Source organism: Variovorax sp. 10L421 (assembly GCF_056395365.1).
The window spans coordinates 1-25,891 of record NZ_JBFTJJ010000013.1 but is presented as its reverse complement, the minus strand read 5'-3'; the positions used below and the strand labels follow the sequence as shown (position 1 = coordinate 25,891).

Below are 25,891 nucleotides of genomic sequence, written 5' to 3'. Positions count from 1 at the left end.
GCCTTTTTTCGAACCGCGCGCCTTAGAGGTTTTCCGACAGCCTGTCTTCGCGCGGGTGGAGCGGCACTTCGGCGCGCAGCGCCGTGAGCAGTTCGGGCACGTCGGTACCGGTGCGGATCAGTTCCATCTGCCATTCGCCCATGAAGCCTTCGCGCACGCTGTGCGCCAGGAAGCCCAGCAGGCCGTCGTAATAGCCGGCGGTGTTGAGGATGCCGGTCGGCTTGTCGTGATAGCCGAGCTGGCGCCAGGTCCAGATCTCGAACAGTTCCTCGAAGGTGCCGATGCCGCCCGGCAGGGCGACAAAGGCGTCGGCGCGCTCGCCCATCATGGCCTTGCGCTCGTGCATGGTGTCGACCACATGCAGTTCATCGCACAGCGGGTTGGCCAGTTCTTTGTCGACCAGTGCCTTGGGGATAATGCCGACCACGCGGCCGCCGGCGAGGCGGGTGGCCTCGGCCACCGTGCCCATCAGGCCGGTGCGGCCGCCGCCATAGACCAGTTGGCCGCCATGCCGGCCGATCCATTGGCCGACCGCTTGTGCGGCCTGGGAAAACTCGGGGCGCTCGCCGGGGCGCGAGCCGCAATACACGCAAATCGAAAATTCAGGATTCATCCTGCCATCATGCCGCAGCCCGCAGGCCTGCTCATGACACGAATCGTTGCCACAACGCCGCCGCCCAGATGCCCCCGCAAAGCGTGAGCGAAAGCAGCACCGCGGCGCTGCCCATGTCCTTGGCGCGCTTGGAGAGGTCGTGCCACTCGGGCCCGATGCGGTCGATGGCTGCTTCGACGGCGGTGTTGAGCAGCTCGACGATCATCACCAGGATCGCGCTGCCCGCGAGCAGCGCCACCTCGGTCCAGCCGTGTCCGAGCCAGAAGGCGGCCGGGATCATCACGATCGACATGATGGCTTCCTGGCGGAAAGCGGGCTCGCTCCAGCCGGCGCGCAGGCCGTGCAGAGAAATCAGCGCGGCATGCCAGACCCGTTCGAGGCCCTTGCGGGCTTTCTGCGGATTGACGGAGGGATCGGGGAGCTTGGGCAAGGCACTCATCGGCGACTCATCGGTTTGGAGGTGATGAGCCGTGTACCGGCCCAGGCGTCGTGCCAGAACTGGCGCTCGGGGTGAAAACGCGCCAGCAGCGCCCAGACGGCGACCCAGCCGAAAATCAGGACGGTCGATTCGCCGCCCGACAGCTTGAACGGCGCAATGGCGGCCAGCGGCGGCAGAAACCAGACCCAGCTCAGCAGGTAGCGCGCCAACGCCCGGCGCTGGCTGACAGGCCGTCCGTGTGCATCGACGATGCGGATGTTCCAGGTCTTCATGGCGAGGGTCTGGCCCTTGGTCCAGAACCAGACGAAGTACACGCCGAACACCACGAAAAGAAAAGCCTGAAAAAGATGGCGCCGTGAATCCATGGCGTCGCGCATCTGGCCCAGCGTGCTGAAGAGCCAGCCTGAAACGAACACCACGGCGAACAGCAGCATGCCCTCATAGAGCCAGCAGGCCATGCGGCGCCAGAGGCCCGGCACTATCGAAACAGGAGCGTGGGTTGCTGGAGGAATCTGCGAGGCGGCCTGATCGGAGCCCGACGCCTCGGGGGAGCTGGAAACCATCGGAGCCTTGGGATCAGGGGGCAGAGGGAGGTGCCTCGGCCCCAGAAGACGGCGCCGGTACCTGGGCTTCCGCCGGAACCGGCGCGGACGTGGCGCTGGCTGGCGCCGGGGGCGCAGGCGTGACGGAAACCGCCGGCGTCGTGACCGCGGGGGCTCGCTCCGGCGGCGAGGCCACCAGGATCGTTGCGGGCACGGCCGGGGGCGGCGGTGCCAGCAGGATTCTGGGCGTGTGCTGCCCTGCAGGCGTGACGGCCGGCACCGGCACGAGCTTCTGGGACGAAACCGGCCGAACGGGAATGGCTGCCCCGCGTGGCTTGGGTGGGGCGCGTTCCGCAAGCTTGCGCTTTTCTTCCTCGCTCAAGGCTTGGTACTGCTCCCATTTGACTTTGCGCTCGTCGGGTGAAATGCGCTTGACCTCGGCGAAGTTCAGGCGAGCCTGCGCACGTTGCTGATTGCTCAGGGCAGCCCATTCGATCATGCGGCTGTGCAGGGTGGATTGATCTTCGGTCGACATGCTCGCGTAGTTGCGAGACAGCGCCAGCCATTTCCTTTTCTGGCCGACGTTCAGCGTGTTCCAGTGAACGCTGAGCGGCTTGAGGGCCTGCTGCTGCTCGGCCGTGAGTTCGCTCCAGAGTGGCCTTGTGGTCGAGACGGCCTTCGGGCTGGTGGCAGACGCGGAACTTGCCGGGGTCGAGCCCTTGACCGCCGCCTCGGTGGGGGGCTGGGCGTTGGCGAGCGTCAGGCCGAAGGCTGCGACCGCAAGCGTACCCGCCCAAACGACTACGCCCGCCTGGAGCGGGCGCAACGGATGGGTAGTGTTCGCGCTGGAGATGGAGCGGCGTCGCATTCGGTTGGTGAGGGTTCAGTCGGAGGCGCTGTCGGCCTTCAGGAATTGAGCGAAACCGGGGTCGGTGTAGGCGGCGGGCGGCAGGTCGCCCGTCAGCAGCGCGGAATCCACTTCGGCCAGTTCGCTGGCGCGATCGTCCTCCTGCATCGCGCTGATGGCGATCAGGCCGGCCACGAGTGCGATCAGCGGCACCACGGAGCCGATGCGGGTCCACCAGCTGCCACCCATCGTGAGCGTATGACCCGACTGCACCGCCACAGTCGCGGTTCGCAGCTGCGGAGGCAGCTTGCGCGCGGCCACGGCCTGTGCGCGCGCCACGCGAAGCCGTTCGCCGATGTCGTGCGGCAACTCCCGATTGCCGGCCGAAAGGCGGGCAATCACGCGCTGACCGAACTGGTCTTCGGCGGTGCTGGAAGTTGATGTTGGAACCTTAGTGTTCATAGCGATATTCCCTTGGCCTTGAGCGCCTTGCTCAGAGCGTGAACGGCTCGCGAACAATGGGTTTTGACGCTGCCCTCGGAGCAGCCCATCGCAGCGGCCGTCTCTGCGACGTCCATTTCCTCCCAGTAACGCATCAGGAAAGCCTCGCGTTGACGACCCGGCAGTGCCGCGATCTGTTCCTCGATTTCGTGGAAGACCTGGGCGCGGCGGGTCGTGTCTTCGGCACTCTCCGATTCCCTAGAGTCGGTCGGCGAGACGAAGTTCTCCAGCAGGTCGAAATCTCCGTCGTCGTCGATCGATTCGAAATCGCTGAGGTTGGAGAACAGGGCACGCCGGGTTTTCTGGCGGCGGAACCAGTCGAGCGTGCAGTTCGACAGGATGCGCTGGAACAGCATCGGCAACTCGGCCGGGGGCTTGTCACCGTAGTGCTGCGCCAGCTTCATCATGCTGTCCTGCACGATATCGAGCGCAGCTTCTTCATCCCGCACGTGGTAGACCGAGCGCTTGAAAGCGCGCCGTTCGACGCTTTTCAGGAAGTCGGAGAGTTCTTGTTCAGTGGCCAAGCGAGAGGGGGCGCGAAAGGCGCGCCGCATGGGAAAAGGGGTCTGGCGATTGCGTAAGTCGCATGTGTGTTTATCGCCGCGGATTATGCCTTTGTGGCTTTACAGGGCAGCTGAAGCGAATCTGAACGCCCAGAAATGTCATAATTCGCCTTGCAAGTCAAAAGGCAAACGGGTCACGGTCCGGCGGAACATCAGTCCGCCCATGGCTTTGGCCTCAAGTCCTGGCGCGGCCCCACAAGGGTTGGCAAGGGGCACCCAAGGTATTTCGTTCCCGAAATAACACAAAGGTTGATCATGGAAATCTCCAAGGCGGAAATCGCTTCCGCAGCAGCCGCGTCCTCAGGCGCAGGCAACCCGACGCAAGAACTCATGGGCGCTGAAGTGCTGGTCAAGGCACTACAGGCCGAAGGCGTCCGGTACGTCTGGGGCTACCCGGGCGGCGCGGTTCTCTACATCTACGACGCGTTCTACAAGCAGGACACCATCCAGCACGTGCTGGTACGCCACGAGCAGGCTGCCGTCCACGCGGCCGACGGCTATGCGCGCGCCACCGGCGACGTCGGCGTGGCGCTGGTCACCTCCGGTCCTGGCCTGACCAATGCGGTCACCGGCATCGCGACGGCGTACATGGACTCGATCCCGATGGTGATCATCTCGGGCCAGGTGCCGACGGCCGCCATCGGCCTCGACGCCTTCCAGGAATGCGACACGGTCGGCATCACCCGTCCCATCGTCAAGCACAACTTCCTCGTCAAGGATCCCAAGGATCTGGCCATGACGATGAAGAAGGCCTTCCACATCGCACGCAGCGGCCGTCCCGGCCCGGTGGTGGTGGATGTGCCCAAGGACGTTTCGTTCAAGAAAACGCCTTATGCAGGCTATCCCGACAAGGTCGAGATGCGCTCGTACAACCCGGTCCGCAAAGGCCACGGCGGACAGATCCGCAAGGCGCTGCAATTGCTGCTGGCCGCGAAGCGTCCCTACATCTACACCGGCGGTGGCGTGCTGCTGGGCAACGCCACCAACGAGCTGCGCACGCTGGTCGACATGCTCGGGTATCCGGTCACGAATACGCTGATGGGCCTGGGCGCCTATCCGGCGAGCGACCGCAAGTTCCTCGGCATGCTGGGTATGCACGGCACCATCGAAGCCAACAACGCGATGCAGAACTGCGACGTGCTGCTGGCCGTGGGCGCGCGCTTCGACGACCGCGTGATCGGCAACCCCAAGCACTTCGCGCAGAACGAACGCAAGATCATCCACGTCGACATCGACCCGTCGAGCATTTCCAAGCGCGTGAAGGTCGACATCCCGATCGTCGGCGACGTGAAGGACGTGCTCACCGAGCTGATCTCGATGATCCGCGAGAGCACCACCAAGCCCGACGCCGGCGCGCTGGCCGACTGGTGGAAGACCATCGAAGCCTGGCGCTCGCGCGACTGCCTCAAGTACGACCGCGGCAACAAGGACGTGATCAAGCCGCAGTACGTGGTCGAGACCCTCTGGAACATGACCAAGGACGCCGACGCGTACATCACGTCGGACGTGGGCCAGCACCAGATGTGGGCTGCCCAGTACTACCGCTTCGACGAGCCGCGCCGCTGGATCAATTCGGGTGGCCTGGGCACCATGGGCGTGGGCATTCCCTACGCCATGGGCATCAAGCTCGCGAAGCCCGATTCGGAAGTGTTCACCATCACCGGCGAAGGCTCGGTGCAGATGTGCATCCAGGAACTCTCCACCTGCCTGCAATACAACACGCCGATCAAGATCTGCTCGCTCAACAACCGCTACCTGGGCATGGTGCGCCAGTGGCAGGAGATCGAATACTCCGGCCGCTACAGCCACAGCTACATGGACGCACTGCCCAACTTCGTGAAGCTCGCCGAGGCCTATGGCCATGTCGGCATGCTGATCGAGCGTCCACAAGACGTGGAGCCCGCGCTGCGCGAAGCACGTAAGCTCAAGGACCGCACGGTGTTCATGGACTTCCGCACCGACCCCACCGAGAACGTGTTCCCGATGGTGAAGGCCGGCATGGGCATCACCGAGATGCTGATGGGTTCCGAGGATCTCTGATCCGCGGGGCATTTTTCTCTCGCTCAACCTTTACTGACGAATCTATTGCCCGCCAAGCCCGCGCATTACCGTGCGCGGGGGAGGGCGGCGAAAAGAGGAGTCACGCAAACATGAAACACATCATTGCAGTGCTGCTGGAAAACGAGCCGGGTGCTCTTTCCCGCGTGGTGGGCCTGTTCTCGGCCCGTGGCTACAACATCGAATCGCTGACGGTCGCACCCACGGAGGACGCGAGCCTCTCGCGCATGACCATCGTCACGACCGGTTCCGACGACGTGATCGAGCAGATCACCAAGCACCTGAACCGCCTGATCGAAGTCGTGAAGGTCGTCGACCTGACCGAAGGCGCCTACACCGAGCGCGAGCTCATGATGGTGAAGGTGCGCGCGGTCGGTAAGGAGCGCGAGGAAATGATGCGCATGGCCGAAATTTTTCGCGGCCGCATCATCGACGTGACCGACAAGAGCTACACCATCGAACTCACTGGCGACCATGGCAAGAACGACGCTTTTCTGGAAGCGATCGAACGTAGCGCTATCCTCGAGACTGTCCGTACCGGTGCCAGCGGCATCGGCCGCGGCGAGCGCATTCTGCGCGTGTAGGAGGGTGAAGGCGCCCTCAGTTCATTCGTTCATCCACACATGAGGCAAAAGTGATGCGAGGTCTGCTCGGTTTCGACAGGATGGTGACTCCCGCGATCGTCCGGGTGCTCTACTTTCTCGGCCTGCTGGGCGTGATTGTCCTTGCGGGGGCGGCGCTCTACCAGCGCCAGTACCTGCCGGCCTTCACGTTCCTGATCTTCGGTGCCATCGGTGTTCGCATCTACAGCGAACTGCTCATCGTGCTGTTCCGCATCCACGACAGCCTCGTGTCCATCAACCAGCAAATGAAGGACCGGAATTCCTCCGGCCTCTGAGTGAAATTCACCCGCTCTGCGGGTGCTTGAGATTTTTTAGGAGAAATACATGAAGGTTTACTACGACAAAGACGCGGACCTGAGCCTCATCAAGGGCAAGACGGTGGCAATCATCGGTTACGGCTCGCAAGGCCATGCGCACGCGCAGAACCTGAACGACAGCGGCGTCAAGGTCGTGGTCGGCCTGCGCAAGGGCGGTGCTTCGTGGGACAAGGTCGGCAAGGCCGGCCTGCAGGTCGCCGAAGTCGCCGACGCCGTGAAGGCGGCCGACGTGGTCATGATCCTGTTGCCTGACGAGCAGATCGCCAACGTCTACAAGAACGACGTGGCCCCGCACATCAAGGAAGGCGCTTCGCTCGTCTTCGCGCACGGCTTCAACGTGCACTACGGCTTCGTTCAGCCGCGCGCCGACCTCGACGTGTGGATGGTGGCTCCCAAGGCCCCCGGCCACACGGTGCGCAGCACCTACACCCAAGGCGGCGGCGTGCCCCACCTCGTGGCCGTGCACCAGGACAAGACCGGCAAGGCGCGTGACCTCGCGCTGAGCTACGCCACCGCCAACGGTGGCGGCAAGGCCGGCATCATCGAGACCAACTTCCGCGAAGAAACCGAGACCGACCTGTTCGGCGAACAAGCGGTTCTGTGCGGCGGTACGGTCGAGCTGATCAAGGCCGGCTTCGAAACGCTGGTGGAAGCCGGCTACGCGCCCGAAATGGCCTACTTCGAATGCCTGCACGAACTCAAGCTGATCGTCGACCTGATCTATGAAGGCGGCATCGCCAACATGAACTACTCGATCTCGAACAACGCCGAATACGGCGAGTACGTCACGGGCCCGCGCATCGTGACCGACGAGACCAAGAAGGTCATGAAGCAAGTGCTGCGCGACATCCAGACCGGCGAATACGCCAAGAGCTTCGTGCTCGAGGCCGCTGCCGGCCAGCCTGCGCTGATCAGCCGCCGCCGCCTGAATGCAGAGCACCAGATCGAAGTCGTCGGCGAAAAGCTGCGCGCGATGATGCCCTGGATCAAGAAGAACAAGCTGGTCGATCAGACCCGCAACTGATCTTCCCGGCGAGAGGGTGCTTTCGGCACCCGTTTCCCAAGGGCCACCCGTCGCGGTGGCCCTTTTGTTTGCAGGGGCCGAAGAGGTCCCCTGAACTACACTGCAAGCCATGCGACTCACAGACATAGATGCTATCGAATGGATAGCTGACCGCGCAGCGCCCGCGAGCGATGGAGGCCATTCCAATGCATGACGATACGATTCCCGACGACGTGCAGCCGCGCAAGCGCCGCAAGGGCATCTACGTCCTGCCGAACCTGTTCACGCTCGCGGCGTTGTTCGGCGGTTTCTACTCGGTCGTGATGGCCATGAATGCGCGATTCGACCTCGCGGCGCTCGGTGTGTTCGCCGCGATGATTCTCGACAGCCTGGACGGGCGCGTGGCCCGCATGACCAACACGCAGAGCGCGTTCGGCGAGCAGATGGATTCGCTGTCCGACATGGTGTCGTTTGGCGCCGCGCCGGCGCTCATCGCCTACGAGTGGTCGCTCAAGGGCCTGGGCCGCTGGGGCTGGATCGCCGCCTTCGTGTATTGCGCCTGCGCGGCGCTGCGGCTCGCGCGCTTCAACGTGAACACCGGCGTGGTCGACAAGCGCTGGTTCCAGGGGCTGCCGTCGCCCGCGGCTGCTGCACTGGTGGCAGGCTTCATCTGGCTCGTGGACGAATGGGGCAAGCGCGGCGGGGAGGTGCTGTATCTCTCGTGGACGCAGATCACCTGGGTCACCTTTGCCTTCACGCTGTATGCGGGCCTCACGATGGTCACCAATGCGCCGTTCTACAGCTTCAAGGACATCCAGATGAAGAAGAGCGTGCCCTTTGCCGCAATCGTGCTCATAGCGCTCGGGATCGCGGTCATCAACATCCATCCGCCCACCGTGCTGTTCGGCCTTTTCGTCATGTACGGCCTGAGTGGCTACGTGGTCTATGCGTGGCGCAAGGCCAAGGGGCAGCCGGCGAGCGTGATCAGCACCTCGACCGAAGAGCCGGACGAACGGGGCTTGCATAACTGACGGCGGCTTGTGCTACATTCACAGCCCTCATGACCAAGATTTCGCTGCTGGCCCTACTAGCCCTCCCTCACGGGCGGAGACGGTAGCGCGCGCGCAAATCCCTCACCACGGCCCGTTCGCACCAGCAACGGGCCGTTTGTTTTTGGGGTTGCTGGTTGATTACCAACCATCTCAGAGAAATCGACATGCTCAAGCAACCTCAAAGCAAATACCGCGCATTCGCCCCGATCGGCCTCAAGGACCGCACCTGGCCCGATGCCGTGCTGACCAAGGCGCCGATCTGGCTGTCGACCGACCTGCGTGATGGCAACCAGGCGCTGGTCGAGCCCATGGACATCGCGCGCAAGATGCGCATGTTCGAAACCCTCGTGGCCATCGGCTTCAAGGAAATCGAAGTCGGCTTTCCCTCTGCCTCGCAGGTCGAATTCGACTTCGTGCGCAAGCTCATCGAGGAAGACCGCATTCCCGACGACGTGACGATCCAGGTGCTGACGCAGGCGCGCGACCATCTCATCGAACGCACCTTCGAATCGCTGCAGGGCGCACCGCGCGCCATCGTGCACCTCTACAACGCCGTGGCGCCCGTGATGCGCCGCGTGGTGCTCGGCATGGACGAAGACCAGATCGTCGAGCTGGCCAGCAGCCATGCCCGCATGTTCAACGAGTTCGCCGCCAGGCAGCCGAACACGCAGTGGACCTTCCAGTACTCGCCCGAGATGTTCTCCGGCACCGACGTGATGTTCTCGAAGCGCGTGGTCGATGCGGTAACCGAGGTCTGGGCCCCGACGCCGCAGCGCAAATGCATCGTGAACCTGCCCACGACGGTGGAGCATTCAACGCCGAACATCTTCGCCGACATGATCGAGTGGATGCACCGCAACCTTGCGCGCCGCGATTCGATCGTGCTGTGCGTGCATCCGCACAACGACCGCGGCACCGGCACCGCGGCCGGCGAACTGGCCTTGATGGCCGGCGCCGAGCGCATTGAGGGCTGTCTGTTCGGCAATGGCGAGCGCACCGGCAACCTTGATCTCGTGAACGTCGCGCTCAACCTCTACACACAAGGCGTTTCGCCCGAGCTCGATTTTTCGAATATCGACGAGATCCGTACCACCGTCGAGCACTGCAACCAGATTCCCGTGCACCCGCGCCATCCGTATGTGGGCGACCTCGTCTACACCTCGTTCTCGGGCTCGCATCAGGACGCGATCAAGAAGGCCTTCGCCGCGCGCAGGGAAGGCGACATCTGGGACATGCCTTATCTCCCCATCGACCCGAAGGATGTGGGCCGCAGCTATGAAGCCGTGATCCGCGTCAACAGCCAGTCCGGCAAGGGGGGCATGGCCTACCTGCTCGAGAGCGAATATGGCCTCGAGATGCCGCGCCGCCTGCAGATGGAATTCATGCAGACCGTGCAACGCGTGATGGACGTTGCCGGCAAGGAGCTCACCGCCGCCGACCTCTGGCAGTTGTTCGTGCGCGAGTACGGCATCGAGACCGCTCAGGCACTGCAGCACCGCGTGATCGAGGAAGAAGGCGAGGGCGCCAGCGCCTCCGTGGTCCTGCGCGGCGACCTGTCGTGGAACGGTGAAACCCATGCCATCGAAGGCCGCGGCAACGGCCCCATCGACGCCTTCACGCAAGCACTGAGCCAGGCCACCGGCCATACGGTACGCGTGATGGACTACCACCAGCATGCCATCGGCGCCGGCGCCGATGCGAAGTCCGTGGCTTACCTCGAACTGCGCGTCGACGAAAGCCGCACGCTGTTCGGCGTGGGCATCGACGCGAACGTGATCACGGCGTCGCTGAAGGCAATTGTCTCGGGCGTGCAGCGTGCTCGTGCCTTGGGCGCACACGGCGCACAATCGGTGGTTGAAGCCGCCTGACGCTGCCGACGCGCAAGGTGGGAACGAACACAGGAGATCCACGATGACCGACCAACTCATTATTTTCGACACCACCCTGCGCGACGGGGAGCAGTCGCCCGGCGCCTCGATGACGCGCGATGAAAAGATGCGCATCGCCAAGCTGCTGGAGCGGCTGAAGGTCGACGTCATCGAAGCCGGCTTTCCCGCCAGCTCGAACGGCGACTTCGAGGCCGTAAAGGCGATTGCCAATGCGATCAAGGACTCGACGGTGTGCGGCCTTTCGCGCGCCAACGACCGCGACATTGCGCGCGCGGCCGAGGCCCTCAAGGGCGCGGCCCGCGGGCGCATCCACACCTTCATCGCGACCTCGCCGCTTCACATGGAGAAGAAGCTGCGCATGTCGCCCGACGAAGTGCACGAGCAGGCCAAGCTGGCCGTGCGTTTCGCGCGCAACCAGCTGGCGGACGTGGAGTTCAGCCCCGAAGACGGCTATCGCAGCGACCCGGACTTCCTGTGCCGGGTGCTCGAAACCGTGATCAACGAAGGTGCCACCACCATCAACGTGCCGGACACTGTCGGCTACGCCGTTCCCGAGCTCTACGGCAACTTCATCAAGATGCTGCGCGAGCGCATTCCCAACAGCGACAAGGCGATCTGGTCGGTGCACTGCCACAACGACCTCGGCATGGCCGTGGCGAATTCGCTGGCGGGCGTGAAGATCGGCGGCGCGCGCCAGGTGGAATGCACCATCAACGGGCTGGGCGAGCGCGCGGGCAACTGCTCGCTCGAGGAAGTGGTCATGGCGGTGAAGACCCGCAAGGATTATTTCGGGCTCGACCTGCGCATCGACACGCAGCACATCGTGGCCGCGAGCCGCATGGTCAGCCAGACCACCGGCTTCGTGGTGCAGCCCAACAAGGCGGTGGTGGGGGCCAACGCCTTCGCGCACGCCTCGGGCATTCACCAGGACGGCGTGCTCAAGGCGCGCGACACCTACGAGATCATGCGCGCGGAGGACGTGGGATGGGCGGCCAACAAGATCGTGCTTGGCAAGCTCAGCGGCCGCAATGCCTTCAAGCAGCGACTGCAGGAGCTGGGCGTGGCCATGGAAAGCGAGGGCGACATCAATGCCGCGTTCCTCCGGTTCAAGGAGCTGGCCGACCGTAAGTCGGAAATTTTCGACGAGGACATCCTAGCGCTCGTCAGCGCGGAAGAGGTGTCGAACGTTGGTGAGCAGTTTGCTTTCGTTTCTCTCTCCCAGCACAGCGAAACCGGCGAGCGCCCCCAGGCGAAGGTCGTGTTCACCGTCCAGGGCAAGGAAGTCACCGGCGAATCCGACGGGAATGGCCCGGTTGATGCTTCCCTGAAAGCCATCGAGTCGCACGTCAAGAGCGGCGCCGAAATGGTTCTTTACTCTGTCAATGCCATCAGTGGCTCGACGGAAAGCCAAGGGGAGGTTACAGTTCGGTTACAAAACGCAGGGCGGGTGGTCAACGGTGTGGGTGCAGACCCGGACATCGTGGTCGCTTCGGCAAAGGCTTATTTGAGCGCGCTCAACAAGTTACAGAGCCAAGCTGAGAGAGTTGCAGCACAGGGTTAGGTTTTAGGCGATCCTTGATTTTCGATTGAAGAAGAGGACGCAAGTAACTGATATTGCGTGCCTTTTTTGATTTCGATACACTGCGGTCCTCGTTTGTCGCCGCTGGAGATTTATAAATGTCTGAAGCCCGTCTCCGCCGAGTTTCCAGCCAGCGGTTTCTACCCGCACTCAAAATGCTCGCCGTTGCGCTGTGCGCCGCGGCGTTTTTGCTGCCTGGCGCCCAGGCCGCGAAGAAAGAAAAGCCTGTCGCCAAAGCCACCGTTGCCAAGAAGGCGAAGGGGCCGGTGCCGGTCGAGGTCAAGCGCAGCGCATCGTCCAAGACGGCGCGTGCCGGACGGGCCGAGAACAACGAAAAAGCGGACAAGGTGGTTCGTGGCGGCCGCAATGTCGTGGCCACCATCCGCAAGAGGAACGGCAAGACTGTAGTGGCCGTGCAGCGCCGCTCGGTGGTTCGTGTCACAGAGGCGCCGCGCCAATCTTTCGGCCAGATGGCTGGCCTGCATGGCACCGAGGACGTGCTCGACCTGAAGTCGAGCGTTGCGCTGGTCGTCGACCAGGACACGCACGAAGTGCTGTTCAGCAAGAACGACCATGCCGTGCTGCCGATTGCATCGCTCACCAAGCTCATGACCGGCCTGCTCATCAGCGAGGCCCATCTGCCGAACGACGAACTCATCACCATCACGCAGGACGACGTCGACACCGAAAAGCGCAGCAGTTCGCGCCTGACGGTCGGCACCACGCTCTCGCGCGGCGAACTGCTCCACCTGGCGCTGATGTCGAGCGAAAACCGCGCCGCGCACGCGCTGGGCCGCACCTACCCGGGTGGCCTGACGACCTTCGTGAGCATCATGAATGCCAAGGCCAAGATGCTCGGCATGAAGGACACGAGCTACGTGGAGCCCACCGGCCTGTCGAGCCGCAACCAGTCGAGCGCGCAAGACCTGGCGCTGCTGGTCAATGCTGCCTACTCCGATGCCACGGTGCGTTCCCTGTCCACTTCGCCTGAGTACCAGGTCGAGGTCGGCAACCGCGTGCTGCAGTTCAACACGACCAACCGCCTCGTGAAGAGCCCCGATTGGGAAATCGGCGTGCAGAAGACCGGCTACATCTCCGAAGCCGGCCAGTGCCTCGTGATGCAGGCCCGGGTGGCCGGGCGCAAGCTGATCATGGTGTTCCTGGATTCGGCCGGCAAGTTCAGCCGCATCGCCGACGCCGAGCGGGTTCGCCGCTGGGTGGAGGCCACCCATGCCAACGGTACGCCAGCCGCTTCTTCGCGCAATACCAGCTACCAGGTGGCCGGCTGATCGATTCGCAACAGTCCGTCAGACCGCAATGAAAACAGGCCCTTCGCAGGGCCTGTTTGCTTTTGAGGCCGGCCTTCTTCTTTGGGTCAGCCTGCCGGCGGGGTGCTGCTGCTCGTGGGCGACGGCGTGACGGCCATTCCGTCCTTGAAGCCCAGCGCGCCCGAGATTTCATTGGCCGTGGCCTGAAGCTTGGGCAGCCAGCCTTCGTCCAGCCGGTCGGCCGGCGCCGAGATCGACAGGCCCGCCACCAGCTTGCCCTGATCGTCGTAGATGCCGGCAGCCATGCAGCGCACGCCCAGTTCCAGTTCCTCGTTGTCGCGGGCGATGCCGTACTGGCGCGCCTTCGACAGCTCACGCTCCAGCGCCGGCAACTGGGTGATGCTGTTGCGCGTGTGGCCCGCCAGGCCCGTGCGCGTGGCATAGCTGCGCACCCGCTGCGGATCGTCCGCCGCCAGGAACAGCTTGCCCGTCGAGGTCAGGTGCAGGGCGGCCCGTCCGCCGATGGCCCGGACCACCTGCATGCCCGAGCGCTCGCTGTAGGAGCGCTCGATGTACACGATTTCGTCGCCCTGGCGCATGCTGAGGTTGACGGGCTGCTGCGTCAGCTTGTGCAACTCGCGCATCGGGCCGAGTGCTGCATCGCGCACGTTGAGCCGGCCCTTCACCAGGTTGCCCAGCTCCAGCAGGCGCATGCCCAGCCGGTAGCTTCCGGCTTCGGGCCGGTCGACGAAGCGGCCGACCGCCAGGTCGTTGAGGATACGGTGCGTGGTCGAGGGATGAAGCCCGGTCTTTTCGCTGATTTCCTTCAGCGAAATCGCCTCCTCGCGGGATGCCAGGACATCGATCAGCGCGAACATGCGCTCGATCACCTGGATCACGGGAACGGCGGGAATGTCGGATTGGTTTTTTCTCATGGCGCTCTGCGGTGATGACCGGGCGCCATTTTACCTTGTGAAATCGCCCGGCGCCTGCCAGTGTCCATCCACCAATACTTCGTGCGGGGAGAAACGCGCCTTGTAGCTCATTTTCGGGCTGTGTTCGATCCAGTACCCGAGGTAGACGTGCGGCAGCCCCAGCTTGCGGGCCTGCTCGATCTGCCAGAGCACGCTGTAGGTGCCGTAGCCGGTGGAGATTGCCCCCACGCTCGACCCTTCGTGTTCTCGCTGCCCCCCCTGGGGGCCGTCCGCTTGCTCGAGACGGCCCGGCGCGGCGCGGGTATCGGGCTCGTAGAAGGTGTAGACGGCCGAGATGCCGTCGTTCAGCACGTCGAGGATGGACACCATCCTGAGCGCGCCCGCACTGCCGTCGGGCAGCGTTTCGCGGAACTCCACCAGCCGGGAGTTCACACGGCTCTGCAGCAGGAACTGGGTGTACTGGTCGATGCTGTCGTGGTCCATGCCGCCGCCCGCGTGGCGGCCGGTCTGGTAGCGCAGATAGAGCTGGTAGTGCTCGGGCATGAAGCACAGCTTGAGCACGCGCGCCTGCAGGCCGGCATGCTGTTTGAGCGCGCGGCGCTGGCTGCGCGTGGGCCGGAAACTGTTGGCCAGCACCCGCAGCGGAATGCATGCCCGGCAGCCGTCGCAATAGGGGCGGTAGGTGAACATGCCGCTGCGCCGGAAGCCGCTGAGCACCAGGTCTGAATAGGCGTCGTTGTGGATCAGGTGGCTGGGCGTGGCCACCTGCGAGCGGGCCTGCCGGTCCGGCAGATAGCTGCAGGGGTAGGGCGCCGTTGCGTAGAACTGCAGCGTGTGAAGCGGAAGGTCCTTGAGGTGCGTCACGTCGGTGAAAGAGGTCGCGCGGAAAGGAGTTCGGACCAGTATACGGGGTCGAATCGCCAGCGTGGGCCCTCCTGTTGCCGTACCCGCGCCACGTGTGCGACGAAGCGTTTGCGCGCCATCTCGTGGGCGCCGAGGCTCGCGAGATGGGAGGTGTTCTGCTGGCAGTCGATCATCTGGACGCCGGCATGCCGGCACAGCGCCACGAGCGCGGCCAGTGCGATCTTCGAGGCGTCCGGCCGGCGGGTGAACATCGACTCGCCGAACACCGCGCGGCCCAGGGCTACGCAGTAGAGTCCGCCCGCGAGCTTGCCGTCGATCCAGGTCTCGACGCTGTGGGCATGGCCGGCGTCGTGCAAATCCGTATAGGCCCTGACCATGTCCGGCACGATCCATGTGCCCGACTGGCCGACGCGCGGCGAGGCCGAACAGGCCTTGATGACGGCCGCGAAGTCATGGTCGATGCGCACCTCGCATCCAGGTGTCTCCATGAAGCGCAACAGCGTCTTGCGCAGCGACCGGTGCAGCTTGAACTCCGCCACCTGCAGCACCATGCGGGGGTCCGGGCTCCACCACAGAATCGGCTGGTCTTCGCTGAACCAGGGGAAGACGCAGTTGCCATAGGCCTGCATCAAAGTATCGACATCGAGCGCCCCACCGGCCGCCAGCAGCCCGGGGACGGGGTCGGCCACGCCCCAGGCAGAGGCGGGGTCGGGCAGGGCGTCTCCGGGTTCGAGCCAAGGCAGTTGTCGCATGGGCATAGGTATACACGGCTTCGCGAAACCGAATCCAGCCGGGTGAAAATCGCACACCGCTGACGCGCCACAAGGTTCGGCCCTCACGCTGCGGCACCACAAAACCCGCCGAAAACCCTATAGTCCACAGCTTGCAATCGCAGCTTCCACAAGCAGATCAGGCAGGCCCGCGCACACGCCGGGGATGAGCACAAGAGGACCATGTTGACCACTGAACCCAATCCCACGCGCTTCGGCAGCGGCCAGGCGGTGCGCCGCCTCGAGGACGAAAGCCTGCTGTCAGGCGCCGGACGCTACACCGACGACGTCACGCTTCCCGAGCAGGCGCATCTCGTCTTCCTGCGATCCTCCTATCCGCACGCGCGTATTCTCTCCATCGACACCAGCGCCGCCGCCGCCATGCCCGGCGTGCTGCGCGTGATTACCGGTGCCGAGATGGCCGAGGCCGGCGTCAAGCCCCTGCCGGGCGCCGCGGGCTTCAAGCGGGCGGACGGCAGCGACAGCGCCAGCCCGCCGCGCTATGCCATCGCGCACGAGCGCGCACGCTTCGTCGGCGAAGTCGTGGCCGCCGTGGTGGCCGATACGGTGCAGCAGGCCCGCGATGCCGCCGAGGCCATCATGGTGGACTACGAAGACCTGCCCATGGTGGTCGACCTTGAGAGTGCCATCGCCAGCGATGCACCGCTGTTGTGCGAAGAAGCGTCGGGCAACATCGCCGCCGAAATGCGCCACGGCAGCAGCGAGGCCGCGACCGCGGCCTTCGCCAAGGCCGCCCATGTGGTGGCGCTCGACGTGCACAACCAGCGTGTGGTCGCCCTGACGATCGAGCCGCGTTCCGTGCTGGCGGCGCGCGACCCCGAAACCGGCCGCCTCACGATCCGCATGAGCACGCAGATGCCCTCCGGCGTACGCGATTCCGTCTGTGCCGCCATCGGCCTTCCAAAGGAAAAGGTGCGCGTGGTGGTTGGCGACGTCGGTGGCGGCTTCGGCATGAAGACCGGTGCCTACCCTGAAGACATTGCGGTCGCCTTCGCCGCACTGCAGGTGGACCGGCCGGTGAAGTGGGTGGCCGAGCGCAGCGAGGAGTTCCTGTCGAGCGCGCACGGGCGCGACATCGAGGCGCGCGCCGAAATGGCGCTCGACGCCGACGGCAAGATCCTGGCCCTGCGCATCAAGACGCTGGCCAACGTAGGCGCCTACGCCACTGGCACCGGTGTCGCGATCCAGCTGTTGATCGGCCCCTGGGTGCAGACCAGCGTCTACGACATCCAGACCATCGACTTCCATTTCAAGGCGGTGCTCACCAACACCGCGCCCACCGGCGCCTATCGCGGAGCAGGGCGCCCCGAGGCCATCTTCACCATCGAGCGGCTGATGGACGAGGCCGCGCGCCAGACCGGTATCGACCGCATCGCGCTGCGCCGCCGCAATTTCATCCGCCCCGAGCAGATGCCGTACCAGAACCCGATGGCGCAGACCTACGACACCGGCAACTTCGAGTCGGTGATGGACCAGGCGCTGACGCTCGCCGACTGGGAGGGCTTCGAGACCCGCGCGGCCAACTCGGCCAGCAAGGGCAGGCACCGCGGCCTGGGCATCGCCACCTTCCTCGAATGGACAGGCGGCAATGTGTTCGAGGAGCGTGTCACGGTCTCGGTGCAGGCCGATGGCGTGATCGAGGTGTTTTCCGCCGTCAACGCCATGGGGCAGGGCATTGCCACTTCGCTTGCGCAACTCGCGGTCGATGCCTTCGGCGTGCCCATCGAGAAGGTGCGCGTGGTGCTCGGCGATACCGACCGCGGCGACGGCTTCGGCAGCGCCGGTTCTCGCTCGCTGTTCACCGGCGGCTCGGCCGTGCGCGTCGGTGCCGAGCGCACCATCGACAAGGCGCGCGAACTCGCCGCGCAGGAGTTCGAGGCCTCCATCGACGACATCGTCTACAGCCGCGGCGTCTTCAACGTGGCCGGCACCGACCTCGAACTCGACCTCTTTGCGCTTGCCGCCAAGCAGCCCGAGCGCGAGATCTTCGTCGACTCCACCAGCACCGTGGCCGGCCCGACCTGGCCCAACGGCTGCCACATCTGCGAGATCGAGATCGATCCGCCCACCGGCGAGATCAGCGTGGTGGCCTACAGCTCGGTCAACGACGTGGGCCGGGTCATCAATCCGATGATCGTGCGCGGCCAACTCGAGGGCGGCGCGGTGCAGGGTATCGGGCAGGCGCTGTACGAGCAGGTGGTGTACGACAACGAAACCGGCCAGCCCGTCACCGGCAGCCTGATGGACTACGCGGCCCCGCGCGCCGACATCGTCGACACGATGTTCCAGATGGAGATGGACGAATCGACGCCGTGCAAGAACAACCCGCTGGGCGTGAAGGGCGTGGGCGAGCTCGGCACCATCGGCGCCACGCCGGCCATCGTCAATGCGGTGGCCGATGCCTTTGCACGCAATGGCCTCGCCACGCGCGCGCCGCGCCTGCACATGCCGCTGAGCCCGGCGCGCGTGTGGCAGGCCATGCAGACCATCGACTGAGCATTGCGGTGCGGTGGACCTGAAAGGCGCAAGCCATGCTCGTAACCACCGAACTGCAGACCGACCCGATCCGCGTCGCCAGCTACCGCTGCGACGCGGGGCCCGATGCGCAGCCCTTCGCCGAACTGCATGAAGGCTATTCGGTCTCGTATGTGCGCAAGGGCAGCTTCGGCTACCGCACGCGCGGCCAAGCCTACGAACTGGTCGCCGGATCGGTGCTGGTCGGTTGCCCGGGCGACGAGTACGTCTGCACGCACGACCACCATGTCTGCGGCGACGAGTGCCTGGCCTTCCACCTGTCGCCGGGCTTTGTCGACCTGATCGGCGGCGACCGGAAGACCTGGCGCACCGGCGGCTTGCCACCCCTGGCCGAACTCGTGGTGATCGGCGAACTCGCGCAGGCCGCGGCCGATGGGCACAGCGACGTGGGCCTGGACGAACTCGGCATGTGGTTCGCGAGCCGCTTCGTCGAAGTCGTGTCCGACCGAGCCAAGTCCGGCTCCGCGTCCACGGCCGTACCGCGCGACCGCCGCCGCGCGGTCGATGCCGCGATGTGGATCGACGCGCATTCGCAGCACGACATCGGCCTCGATGGCGCCGCCGCCGAAACCGGCTTGAGTTCGTTCCACTTCCTGCGGCTCTTCTCTCAGGTACTGGGCGTCACACCGCACCAGTACCTCGTGCGCTCGCGCCTGCGGCATGCCGCGCGCCTGCTGGCCGACGACGACAGCCGGCCCGTGACCGAGGTGGCGCTCGACGTGGGCTTTGCCGACCTCAGCAACTTCGTGCGCACCTTCCGCCGCGCTGCCGGCGTGTCGCCGGGGGGCTTTCGCAAGGCGGCCCGGGGCGACCGCAGGATTTTCCAAGACCGCATCGCCGCGCTCCTCGATGATGACCGCCTGATCAACCCCTGAAGCGAGGTTTGCCATGGCCACGGTCTACAAGGAATTCATCGTCGAGGCGGATGCGGCCCGGGTATGGGATGCGCTGCGCGACTTCAAGGCGGTGCACACGCGGCTGGCACCGGGTTTTCTCACCGGCTGCACGATCGACGCCGAAGGCGCCCGCATCCTCACTTTCGCCAACGGCCTTGTCGCGCGCGAAATGCTGGTCGGCATCGACGACGCCCATCGGCGGCTGGCCTACACCGTCACCGGCGGGCAGGCCGCCCATCACCATGCTTCCGCGCAGGTTTTCACCGAGGGAGAAGGCCGTTCTCGCTTCGTCTGGATCACCGACGTGCTGCCCGACGCCATCGCGGCCTACATCGAGCCGATGATGGCGCAGGGTGGGATGGCCATGAAGGCCGCGCTCGAGGGCCGCTCCGCTTCGGCAGCCGCCTAGAAGTCTTCGAGCGGCAGGCCGACGTAGTTCTCCGCCAGCGAGGTAGAGGCGGCGGTCGAGTGCACGAGGTAGTCGAGTTCGGCCTCCTGGATCTTCTGGCCGAAGGCGCCCGTCTCCGGAAAGCGATGCATCAGCGAGGTGAACCACCACGAGAAGCGCTCGGCCTTCCAGACGCGACGCAGGCACAGGTCCGAGTAGCGATCCAGTGCCGAGGCCGACTTCTCTGCGTAGAAGATCTCGAACGCGCGCGACAGGTAACCCACGTCGGCAGTCGCCAGGTTCAGCCCCTTGGCACCGGTAGGCGGCACGATGTGCGCTGCATCGCCCGCGAGGAACAGCGAACCGAAGCGCATCGGCTCGGCGACGAAGCTGCGCAAGGGCGCAATGCTTTTCTCGAGCGAAGGCCCCGTCACCAAATGCGCGCGAGCTTCGGGATCGAGGCGCGCGCGCAGTTCGTTCCAGAAGGCTTCGTCGCTCCAGTTTTCCACGCGCTCTTCGGTCGGCACCTGCACGTAGTAGCGGCTGCGCGTGGCGCTGCGCATGCTGCACAGCGCGAAGCCGCGTTCGGTGTTGGCATAGATCAGTTCGTGCGACACCGGCGGCACGTCGGCCAGCACGCCGAGCCAGCCGAAGGGATAGATCTTCTCGTAGGTCTGGATCGCATCCGCCGGCACGCTCGCGCGGCTCACGCCGTGGTAGCCGTCGCAACCGGCGATGAAGTCGCATTCGATCTCGTGCGTCCGGCCGTCCTTCTCGTAGCGCACGCGCGGCTTGCCCGAATCGAAGTCGTGCAGGCTCACGTTCGCGGCGCTGTAGATCGTCGTGAGGCCTTCCGCGGTGCGCGCTTCCATCAGGTCGCGCGTCACCTCGGTCTGGCCGTACACCGTCACCTGCTTGCCACCCGTGAGGCTGTGCATGTCGATGCGGTGGCGCGCGCCCTTGAACAGCAGTTCGATGCCTTCGTGCGGGAGCCCCTCGGTCTTGGCACGGCTGTCGACACCCGCGCGGGCCAGCAGGTCCATCGTGACCTGCTCTAGCACGCCGGCGCGGATGCGGCCCAGCACGTAGTCGCCGCTCTGGCGCTCGACGATGATGTTGTCGATACCTGCCTTGTGCAGGAGCTGCCCGAGCAGTAGGCCGGCTGGGCCGGCGCCGATGATCGCGACTTGTGTGCGCATGTTCGTGTCTCCGAGAGGGTTTCGTGGAGCGTAGGGCGCACTCGGCGGTCTGTGGGGACGCTGCGCGAGGCTCTGTGCGATCATGCGAATGCGTGCGCGATGATCGCGCAACAACTCGACCACAGACGACGAATGACCATCGCCAGAGCCGACTTCATCGAGGGCATCGCCAAGGGAATGGCGGTGCTCGAAAGCTTCGACACCGAACGCCAGCGCCTCAATGCCACGCTGGCCGCCGAGCGCGCCGGCCTCACGCGTGCCGCGGCCCGCCGGCACCTGCTGACGCTGGCCCACCTGGGCTACCTGGAAACCGATGGCAGCTATTTCTGGATGGCGCCGAAGGTGCTGCGCTTCTCGGGCAGCTACCTCGCTTCGTCGCGGCTGCCACGCGCGCTGCAGCCCACGCTGAACCGGCTGGCGGCGCAGACCGGGGAGTCCTTCTCGGCCGTGGTGCTCGACGGCGAAGAGGCGGTCATCGTTGCGCGCAGCGGCAGCTACGGCACGCCGACGCGCGTGCTGGCCTACGGCCTGCACCTCGGTGCGCGGCTGCCTGCGCATGCCACCTCCACCGGCCGCGTCCTGCTGGCGGCGATGGCGCCGACCCAGTTCACGCAGTGGCTCAAGGGCCGCCACCTGGCACGGCTCACGCCCCACACCGTGACGCAGGCGCGGGGCCTGCGGCAGCTGGTGGCGCAGGTGCGCAAGAACGACTATTGCTTTGCCAGCGAAGAGCACGAACTCGGCGTGCAGGCGCTGGCGGTGCCGCTGCGCGACATGCAGGGCCACACAGTGGCCGCGCTCAACGTGGTGCTGTCCGGCACCCGCTACCAGGAAGAGACGCTGCAGCGCGAGATGCTGCCGCTGCTGTTCGAGGCGGCGCGCGAAGTCCGCTCGCTCCTCTGATCTGAACTTTCGGCGCCGCCGCGGCCTCGAATCCCGAGAACGGACACACCCATGCGACTCCTCCTCCTCGAAGACGACGTGATGATTGGCGAAGCCGTGCTCGACCTGCTGCGCGCAGAGCAGTACGCGGTGGACTGGGTGAAAGACGGCGAGGCCGCCGAGTCGGCCCTGCGCACCCAGCAATACGACCTCGTGATGCTCGACCTCGGCGTGCCGCGCCGCGACGGCCTCGAGGTGCTGCGCAACCTGCGCACGCGCAAGCAGCGCATGCCCGTGCTGATCGCCACCGCGCGCGACTCGGTGCAGCAGCGCATCGAAGGCCTGGATGCTGGCGCCGACGACTACGTGCTCAAGCCCTACGACCTCGACGAGCTGCTGGCTCGCATCCGCGCCTTGCTGCGCCGCGCGGCCGGGCGCGCCGAGCCGGTGTACGAGCACATGGGCGTGAGCATCAATCCCGCGACGCGGGAGGTGACGGTGGCGGGCCAGCCGGTGGTTTTGTCTGCGCGCGAGTGGGCGGTGCTGGAGCCCTTGCTGGCGCGGCCCGGCATGGTCCTGTCGCGCGCCCAGCTCGAGGAAAAGCTCTATAGCTGGAAGGACGAGATCAGCAGCAACGCGGTCGAGGTCTACGTGCACGGCCTGCGCAAGAAGCTCGGTGCCGAACTCATCCGCAATGTGCGCGGCGTTGGCTACATGGTGCCGAAGCTGTGACTCGCCCCCAGGCTTCGCGCATTTCGTGTCGCTTCGCCTACCCCCTGCCGGGGGCGACGCCTGCGGCCCGGCTGAGCCGGTTCCATGTCGTCCCACGAACGGAGTGCGCATGAAGAAGGTTTGGAGCTCATTGACCGGCTCGCTGCGCGCACGGCTGCTTTGGTTCCTGCTGGTGGCGATCGTGCTCGCCGCGGGGGCGCAAGCGCTCGTCGCCTACCGCACGGTGCTGGCCGAGGCCGACGACATCTTCGATTACCACATGCAGCAGATGGCCCTCTCGCTGCGCGCCGGCCTGCCGCCGAGCGCGGCGGTGGGCGGCATCGGCACCGGTGAACAGAACTTCGATTTCGTCGTGCAGGTGTGGACCGCCGACGGTGTGCGCATCTTCGAGTCCGCCGAGGAGGCCGCACTGCCGCAGCTCGCGGTGCTGGGCTTCGCCGACGTGCATGCGCGCGGCACCACCTACCGCGTGTTCTCGATGCAGACGCGCGGACTGGTGATCCAGGTGGCGCAGGACATGGCGGCGCGGCGCCACATGGCCGGCACGCTGGCCCTGCGCACCATCGCACCGGTCGCGCTGATGGCGCCGCTGCTGATGCTGGTCGTCTGGTGGGTGGTGAGCCGTTCGCTCGCGCCGGTGGCGCGCGTGCGCAAGCAGGTGGCGTCGCGGCAGGCCGACGACCTGTCGCCGGTGAGCGAGGAGGGGTTGCCCGAGGAGGTGCGCCCGCTGGTGCAGGAGTTGAACCTGCTGTTCGACCGCGTGCGCCACGCCTTCGATGCGCAGAAGCACTTCGTCGCCGATGCCGCGCATGAGTTGCGCTCGCCCCTGGCCGCGCTGAAGCTGCAGGTGCAGGGCCTGCAGCGCGCGCCCGACGGTGCGTCGCGCGACCTGGCCGTGAACCGCCTGGTGGCGGGCATCGATCGCGCGACACGGCTGGTCGAGCAGATGCTCGCGCTGGCGCGGCACGAGGCCAGCATGGCGGCCGGCGCGAAGCCGGAGCCGGTCGACCTGTCCGAGGTGGCGCGCCTCGCGGTGTCCGACGCGGTGGCGGCGGCCCAGGCGCGCGGCATCGACATCGGCATCGCGCATGCCGATGCGGCCGTGGTCGACGGCCAGCCCGAGGCCTTGCGCATGCTGCTGCGCAACCTGCTCGAGAACGCGATCAAGTACACGCCGCTGGAGGGCCGCGTCGACATCGGCATCGCCCGGCAAGGCGACTCGGTCGAGCTCACCGTGGACGACAGCGGCCCGGGTCTGCCTCCGGCCGAGCGCGAGCGCGTGCTCGACCGTTTCTACCGCTCCGGTGAAACGCAGGCATCCGGCAGCGGCCTCGGACTGGCCATCGTCAAGTCGATTGCCGACCTGCATGGGGCAACGGTGGCACTCGATCAATCTCCGAGCCTGGGCGGCCTGCGGGTACGCGTCGTCTTCGTTCCTTCTCCCAGGGGGAGAGGGCTGGAACCGGGGGATGGACCCGGTTTAAGCGGCGCTTAAGTCGGGGGGGCGACATTCCTTTCATCGCATTGGCGTCCATACGCCCTGAAAGGAACCGACAAATGAACTCCCGTCTGACTTCGCCCCGCGCCCTGGTGATTGCCCTGGCGAGCGCGGGCGTGATCGGTGCCGTCGGTGCCGGTGCCTACACCAGTGCCCGTGCCGTGAGCGCGCCGACCACCAACGCCACCGCCGCGGCGCCCGCGGCCATGGTCACGCTGCCCGACTTCTCGACCATCACCTCGCGCGACGGCCCGGCCGTGGTCAACATCAGCGTGACGGGCACGATGAAGGCGTCCGATGACGAGGCGGCCGAGATGCAGGGCATCGACCCCGAAGACCCGATGTTCCAGTTCTTCCGCCGCTTCCAGGGCCAGATCAACCCGCGCGGCCAGCAGCAACAGCAGCGCGACGTGCCGGTGCGCGCCCAAGGCTCGGGCTTCATCGTCGACCCCAGCGGCATCATCATCACCAACGCCCACGTCGTGAAGGACGCGAAGGAGGTCACCGTCAAGCTGACCGACCGCCGCGAGTTCCGCGCCAAGGTACTCGGTGCCGACGCCAAGACCGACATCGCGGTGCTCAAGATCGATGCGAAGAGCCTGCCCGTGCTCGCGCTGGGCAACACCAAGGACCTGAAGGTCGGCGAATGGGTGCTGGCCATCGGCTCACCCTTCGGCTTCGAGAACACCGTGACGGCCGGCGTGGTGAGCGCCAAGGGCCGCTCGCTGCCTGACGACAGCTACGTGCCCTTCATCCAGACCGACGTGGCCGTGAACCCCGGCAACTCCGGCGGTCCGCTGCTCAACACGCGCGGCGAGGTGGTCGGCATCAACTCGCAGATCTACAGCCGCAGCGGTGGCTACCAGGGCGTGTCGTTCGCGATCCCGATCGATGTGGCGATCCAGGTGAAGGACCAGATCGTCGCGACCGGCAAGGCCACGCACGGCCGGCTCGGTGTGGCGGTGCAGGAAGTGAACCAGGCCTTTGCCGATTCGTTCAAGCTCGACAAGCCCGAAGGCGCGCTGGTCTCCAACATCGAGAAGGGCGGCCCCGGCGACAAGGCGGGCCTGAAGGCGGGCGACGTGATCCGCAAGGTCGATGGCCAGGCCATCGTCTCTTCGGGCGACCTGCCCGCGGTGATCGGCCAGCAAGCGCCGGGCAAGAAGGTCGCGCTCGAAGTGTGGCGCCAGGGCGAACGCAAGGAACTGCAGGCCAAGCTGGGCGATGCGAGCGACAAGCCCGCCAAGGTCGCGAAGGCCGATGCCGACGTGGGACAGGGCAAGCTGGGCCTGGCGCTGCGTCAGCTGCAGCCGCAGGAAAAACGCCAGGCCTCGGTCGAGAACGGTCTTCTGATCGAGGATGTCGGCGGTCCTTCGGCGCAGGCCGGGGTGCAGGCGGGCGACGTGCTGCTGGCCATCAACGGCACGCCGGCGCAGAGCGTGGAGCAGGTGCGCGAGGTGGTGGCGAAGGCGACCAACAAGTCGGTGGCGCTGCTGATCCAGCGCGGTGAAGACAAGATCTTCGTGCCCGTGCGGATCGGGTGAGGCTCAAGAAAGCCAACCGAGATTGCGCAGCAGGCGGGCGGCCCTGGGGCTGCCCGTCCAACAACAACTGGTTCGAGTCGTCGGCCGAGACGCGCTACTTCTGAGCGAGGCAGATGGGCCGGCGATGCGCCCCTACTTGCGGCGGCGCTGCGCCGCAGCCGCTTCTGGCGCGGAGGTCTGCGAAGGCGCCGCACCGCCATCCACGCCCAACCGGCCGCCGCCGCCGAGGCCCTGGCCGCGCACCGTCTGCGCCTTGTAGTTGCGCAGCGAACGCACCATCTGGTTGAAGGCGTCCATGAAGGCCGCGGCAATCACCTTGCCCTGCGCGGTGTT

General features: G+C 65.7%; 25 protein-coding genes and 1 pseudogene. 15 read left to right on the top strand and 11 right to left on the bottom strand.

Annotated features, from left to right (window positions below; genetic code table 11):
- Nucleotides 1-22 precede the first annotated feature (22 nt).
- From AC1DFC_RS17635 to AC1DFC_RS17610, 6 genes are read right to left on the bottom strand one after another with little or no spacing between them, the layout of a single operon-like run.
- Nucleotides 23-613: an LOG family protein gene (locus AC1DFC_RS17635; protein ID WP_007834248.1), complete on the bottom strand. Its 591-nt coding sequence runs from the start codon at nucleotides 611-613 to the stop codon at nucleotides 23-25.
- A gap of 31 nt (nucleotides 614-644) precedes the next feature.
- Nucleotides 645-1,052 carry a diacylglycerol kinase gene (locus AC1DFC_RS17630; protein WP_413331471.1) on the bottom strand — a complete coding sequence of 136 codons (408 nt, stop codon included), beginning with the start codon at nucleotides 1,050-1,052 and terminating at the stop codon, nucleotides 645-647.
- Nucleotides 1,049-1,615, bottom strand: a complete 567-nt coding sequence (locus tag AC1DFC_RS17625) for an RDD family protein (RefSeq protein ID WP_413331472.1) — start codon at nucleotides 1,613-1,615, stop codon at nucleotides 1,049-1,051. Before AC1DFC_RS17625 ends, AC1DFC_RS17630 begins: the two co-directional genes overlap by 4 nt.
- 13 nt (nucleotides 1,616-1,628) lie before the next feature.
- Nucleotides 1,629-2,462 carry a DUF3106 domain-containing protein gene (locus AC1DFC_RS17620; protein WP_478179677.1) on the bottom strand — a complete coding sequence of 278 codons (834 nt, stop codon included), beginning with the start codon at nucleotides 2,460-2,462 and terminating at the stop codon, nucleotides 1,629-1,631.
- Between the two features lie 15 nt (nucleotides 2,463-2,477).
- Nucleotides 2,478-2,903 (bottom strand): DUF3619 family protein, encoded by a 426-nt coding sequence (locus AC1DFC_RS17615; protein ID WP_007834240.1) that lies wholly within the window; start codon nucleotides 2,901-2,903, stop codon nucleotides 2,478-2,480.
- A complete protein-coding gene (locus AC1DFC_RS17610) occupies nucleotides 2,900-3,466 on the bottom strand; it encodes an RNA polymerase sigma factor (protein WP_042673514.1) in 567 nt (188 codons plus the stop codon). Before AC1DFC_RS17610 ends, AC1DFC_RS17615 begins: the two co-directional genes overlap by 4 nt.
- Nucleotides 3,467-3,760: 294 nt before the next feature.
- On the opposite strand from AC1DFC_RS17610, the gene AC1DFC_RS17605 reads away from it, so the two are divergent.
- From AC1DFC_RS17605 to AC1DFC_RS17570, 8 genes are all read left to right on the top strand, one after another.
- Nucleotides 3,761-5,545 (top strand): acetolactate synthase 3 catalytic subunit, encoded by a 1,785-nt coding sequence (locus tag AC1DFC_RS17605; RefSeq protein WP_007834237.1) that lies wholly within the window; start codon nucleotides 3,761-3,763, stop codon nucleotides 5,543-5,545.
- Between the two features lie 110 nt (nucleotides 5,546-5,655).
- Complete coding sequence (gene ilvN / locus AC1DFC_RS17600; protein ID WP_007834236.1) at nucleotides 5,656-6,147, top strand: acetolactate synthase small subunit; 492 nt, start codon at nucleotides 5,656-5,658, stop codon at nucleotides 6,145-6,147.
- A gap of 53 nt (nucleotides 6,148-6,200) precedes the next feature.
- Nucleotides 6,201-6,461, top strand: a complete 261-nt coding sequence (locus AC1DFC_RS17595; RefSeq protein ID WP_007834235.1) for a DUF4282 domain-containing protein — start codon at nucleotides 6,201-6,203, stop codon at nucleotides 6,459-6,461.
- Nucleotides 6,462-6,510: 49 nt separating this feature from the next.
- Entirely contained in the window at nucleotides 6,511-7,527 is a 1,017-nt protein-coding gene (gene ilvC / locus AC1DFC_RS17590; protein ID WP_007834233.1) for a ketol-acid reductoisomerase, read from the top strand.
- 185 nt (nucleotides 7,528-7,712) lie between these two features.
- Entirely contained in the window at nucleotides 7,713-8,537 is an 825-nt protein-coding gene (pssA, locus tag AC1DFC_RS17585) for a CDP-diacylglycerol--serine O-phosphatidyltransferase (protein ID WP_478179676.1), read from the top strand.
- Nucleotides 8,538-8,722: 185 nt separating this feature from the next.
- Nucleotides 8,723-10,426, top strand: a complete 1,704-nt coding sequence (gene leuA, locus AC1DFC_RS17580) for a 2-isopropylmalate synthase (RefSeq protein WP_007834229.1) — start codon at nucleotides 8,723-8,725, stop codon at nucleotides 10,424-10,426.
- Between the two features lie 43 nt (nucleotides 10,427-10,469).
- Entirely contained in the window at nucleotides 10,470-12,008 is a 1,539-nt protein-coding gene (locus AC1DFC_RS17575; protein WP_007834227.1) for a 2-isopropylmalate synthase, read from the top strand.
- A 116-nt stretch (nucleotides 12,009-12,124) separates the two neighbouring features.
- The gene (locus tag AC1DFC_RS17570; RefSeq protein ID WP_478179675.1) at nucleotides 12,125-13,315 is read left to right on the top strand and encodes a serine hydrolase; all 1,191 of its coding nucleotides are present in this window, start codon (nucleotides 12,125-12,127) and stop codon (nucleotides 13,313-13,315) included.
- 86 nt (nucleotides 13,316-13,401) lie between these two features.
- Here the strand turns inward: AC1DFC_RS17570 and AC1DFC_RS17565 are convergent, their stop codons facing one another.
- Genes AC1DFC_RS17565 through aat form a run of 3 tightly spaced genes read right to left on the bottom strand, consistent with a single transcriptional unit; the run spans nucleotide 13,402 to nucleotide 15,845 of the window.
- Nucleotides 13,402-14,229: an IclR family transcriptional regulator gene (locus tag AC1DFC_RS17565; RefSeq protein WP_056599149.1), complete on the bottom strand. Its 828-nt coding sequence runs from the start codon at nucleotides 14,227-14,229 to the stop codon at nucleotides 13,402-13,404.
- Nucleotides 14,230-14,259: 30 nt separating this feature from the next.
- Nucleotides 14,260-15,093, bottom strand: a complete 834-nt coding sequence (locus AC1DFC_RS17560) for an arginyltransferase (RefSeq protein ID WP_007834223.1) — start codon at nucleotides 15,091-15,093, stop codon at nucleotides 14,260-14,262.
- The gene (gene aat, locus AC1DFC_RS17555) at nucleotides 15,090-15,845 is read right to left on the bottom strand and encodes a leucyl/phenylalanyl-tRNA--protein transferase (protein WP_478179736.1); all 756 of its coding nucleotides are present in this window, start codon (nucleotides 15,843-15,845) and stop codon (nucleotides 15,090-15,092) included. Before aat ends, AC1DFC_RS17560 begins: the two co-directional genes overlap by 4 nt.
- 201 nt (nucleotides 15,846-16,046) lie before the next feature.
- Here aat and AC1DFC_RS17550 point away from each other — a divergent pair, with 201 nt between their 5' ends.
- Genes AC1DFC_RS17550 through AC1DFC_RS17540 form a run of 3 tightly spaced genes read left to right on the top strand, consistent with a single transcriptional unit; the run spans nucleotide 16,047 to nucleotide 19,724 of the window.
- Nucleotides 16,047-18,380, top strand: a complete 2,334-nt coding sequence (locus AC1DFC_RS17550) for a xanthine dehydrogenase family protein molybdopterin-binding subunit (protein WP_478179674.1) — start codon at nucleotides 16,047-16,049, stop codon at nucleotides 18,378-18,380.
- Nucleotides 18,381-18,415: 35 nt separating this feature from the next.
- The gene (locus tag AC1DFC_RS17545) at nucleotides 18,416-19,294 is read left to right on the top strand and encodes a helix-turn-helix domain-containing protein (protein WP_478179673.1); all 879 of its coding nucleotides are present in this window, start codon (nucleotides 18,416-18,418) and stop codon (nucleotides 19,292-19,294) included.
- Between the two features lie 13 nt (nucleotides 19,295-19,307).
- A complete protein-coding gene (locus AC1DFC_RS17540; RefSeq protein WP_413313184.1) occupies nucleotides 19,308-19,724 on the top strand; it encodes an SRPBCC family protein in 417 nt (138 codons plus the stop codon).
- On the opposite strand, the gene pobA is transcribed toward AC1DFC_RS17540, so the two are convergent.
- Nucleotides 19,721-20,902 carry a 4-hydroxybenzoate 3-monooxygenase gene (gene pobA / locus AC1DFC_RS17535; protein WP_007834217.1) on the bottom strand — a complete coding sequence of 394 codons (1,182 nt, stop codon included), beginning with the start codon at nucleotides 20,900-20,902 and terminating at the stop codon, nucleotides 19,721-19,723. The two genes, AC1DFC_RS17540 and pobA, sit on opposite strands and share 4 nt — an antisense overlap.
- Before the next feature lie 132 nt (nucleotides 20,903-21,034).
- Here pobA and AC1DFC_RS17530 point away from each other — a divergent pair, with 132 nt between their 5' ends.
- The 4 genes from AC1DFC_RS17530 to AC1DFC_RS17515 all read left to right on the top strand — a co-directional run bounded on the left by AC1DFC_RS17530 (nucleotide 21,035) and on the right by AC1DFC_RS17515 (nucleotide 25,558).
- Complete coding sequence (locus tag AC1DFC_RS17530) at nucleotides 21,035-21,805, top strand: IclR family transcriptional regulator domain-containing protein (RefSeq protein ID WP_007834214.1); 771 nt, start codon at nucleotides 21,035-21,037, stop codon at nucleotides 21,803-21,805.
- 51 nt (nucleotides 21,806-21,856) lie between these two features.
- Nucleotides 21,857-22,516 carry a response regulator gene (locus tag AC1DFC_RS17525; RefSeq protein ID WP_007834212.1) on the top strand — a complete coding sequence of 220 codons (660 nt, stop codon included), beginning with the start codon at nucleotides 21,857-21,859 and terminating at the stop codon, nucleotides 22,514-22,516.
- Nucleotides 22,517-22,625: 109 nt separating this feature from the next.
- On the top strand, nucleotides 22,626-24,011 hold the full coding sequence (locus AC1DFC_RS17520; protein ID WP_478179672.1) for an ATP-binding protein: 1,386 nt from the start codon (nucleotides 22,626-22,628) through the stop codon (nucleotides 24,009-24,011).
- Between the two features lie 62 nt (nucleotides 24,012-24,073).
- A complete protein-coding gene (locus tag AC1DFC_RS17515) occupies nucleotides 24,074-25,558 on the top strand; it encodes a DegQ family serine endoprotease (RefSeq protein WP_007834208.1) in 1,485 nt (494 codons plus the stop codon).
- 132 nt (nucleotides 25,559-25,690) lie between these two features.
- Here the strand turns inward: AC1DFC_RS17515 and AC1DFC_RS17510 are convergent.
- Nucleotides 25,691-25,891 (bottom strand): annotated as a pseudogene (locus tag AC1DFC_RS17510) (peptidoglycan-binding protein); the annotation flags it as partial.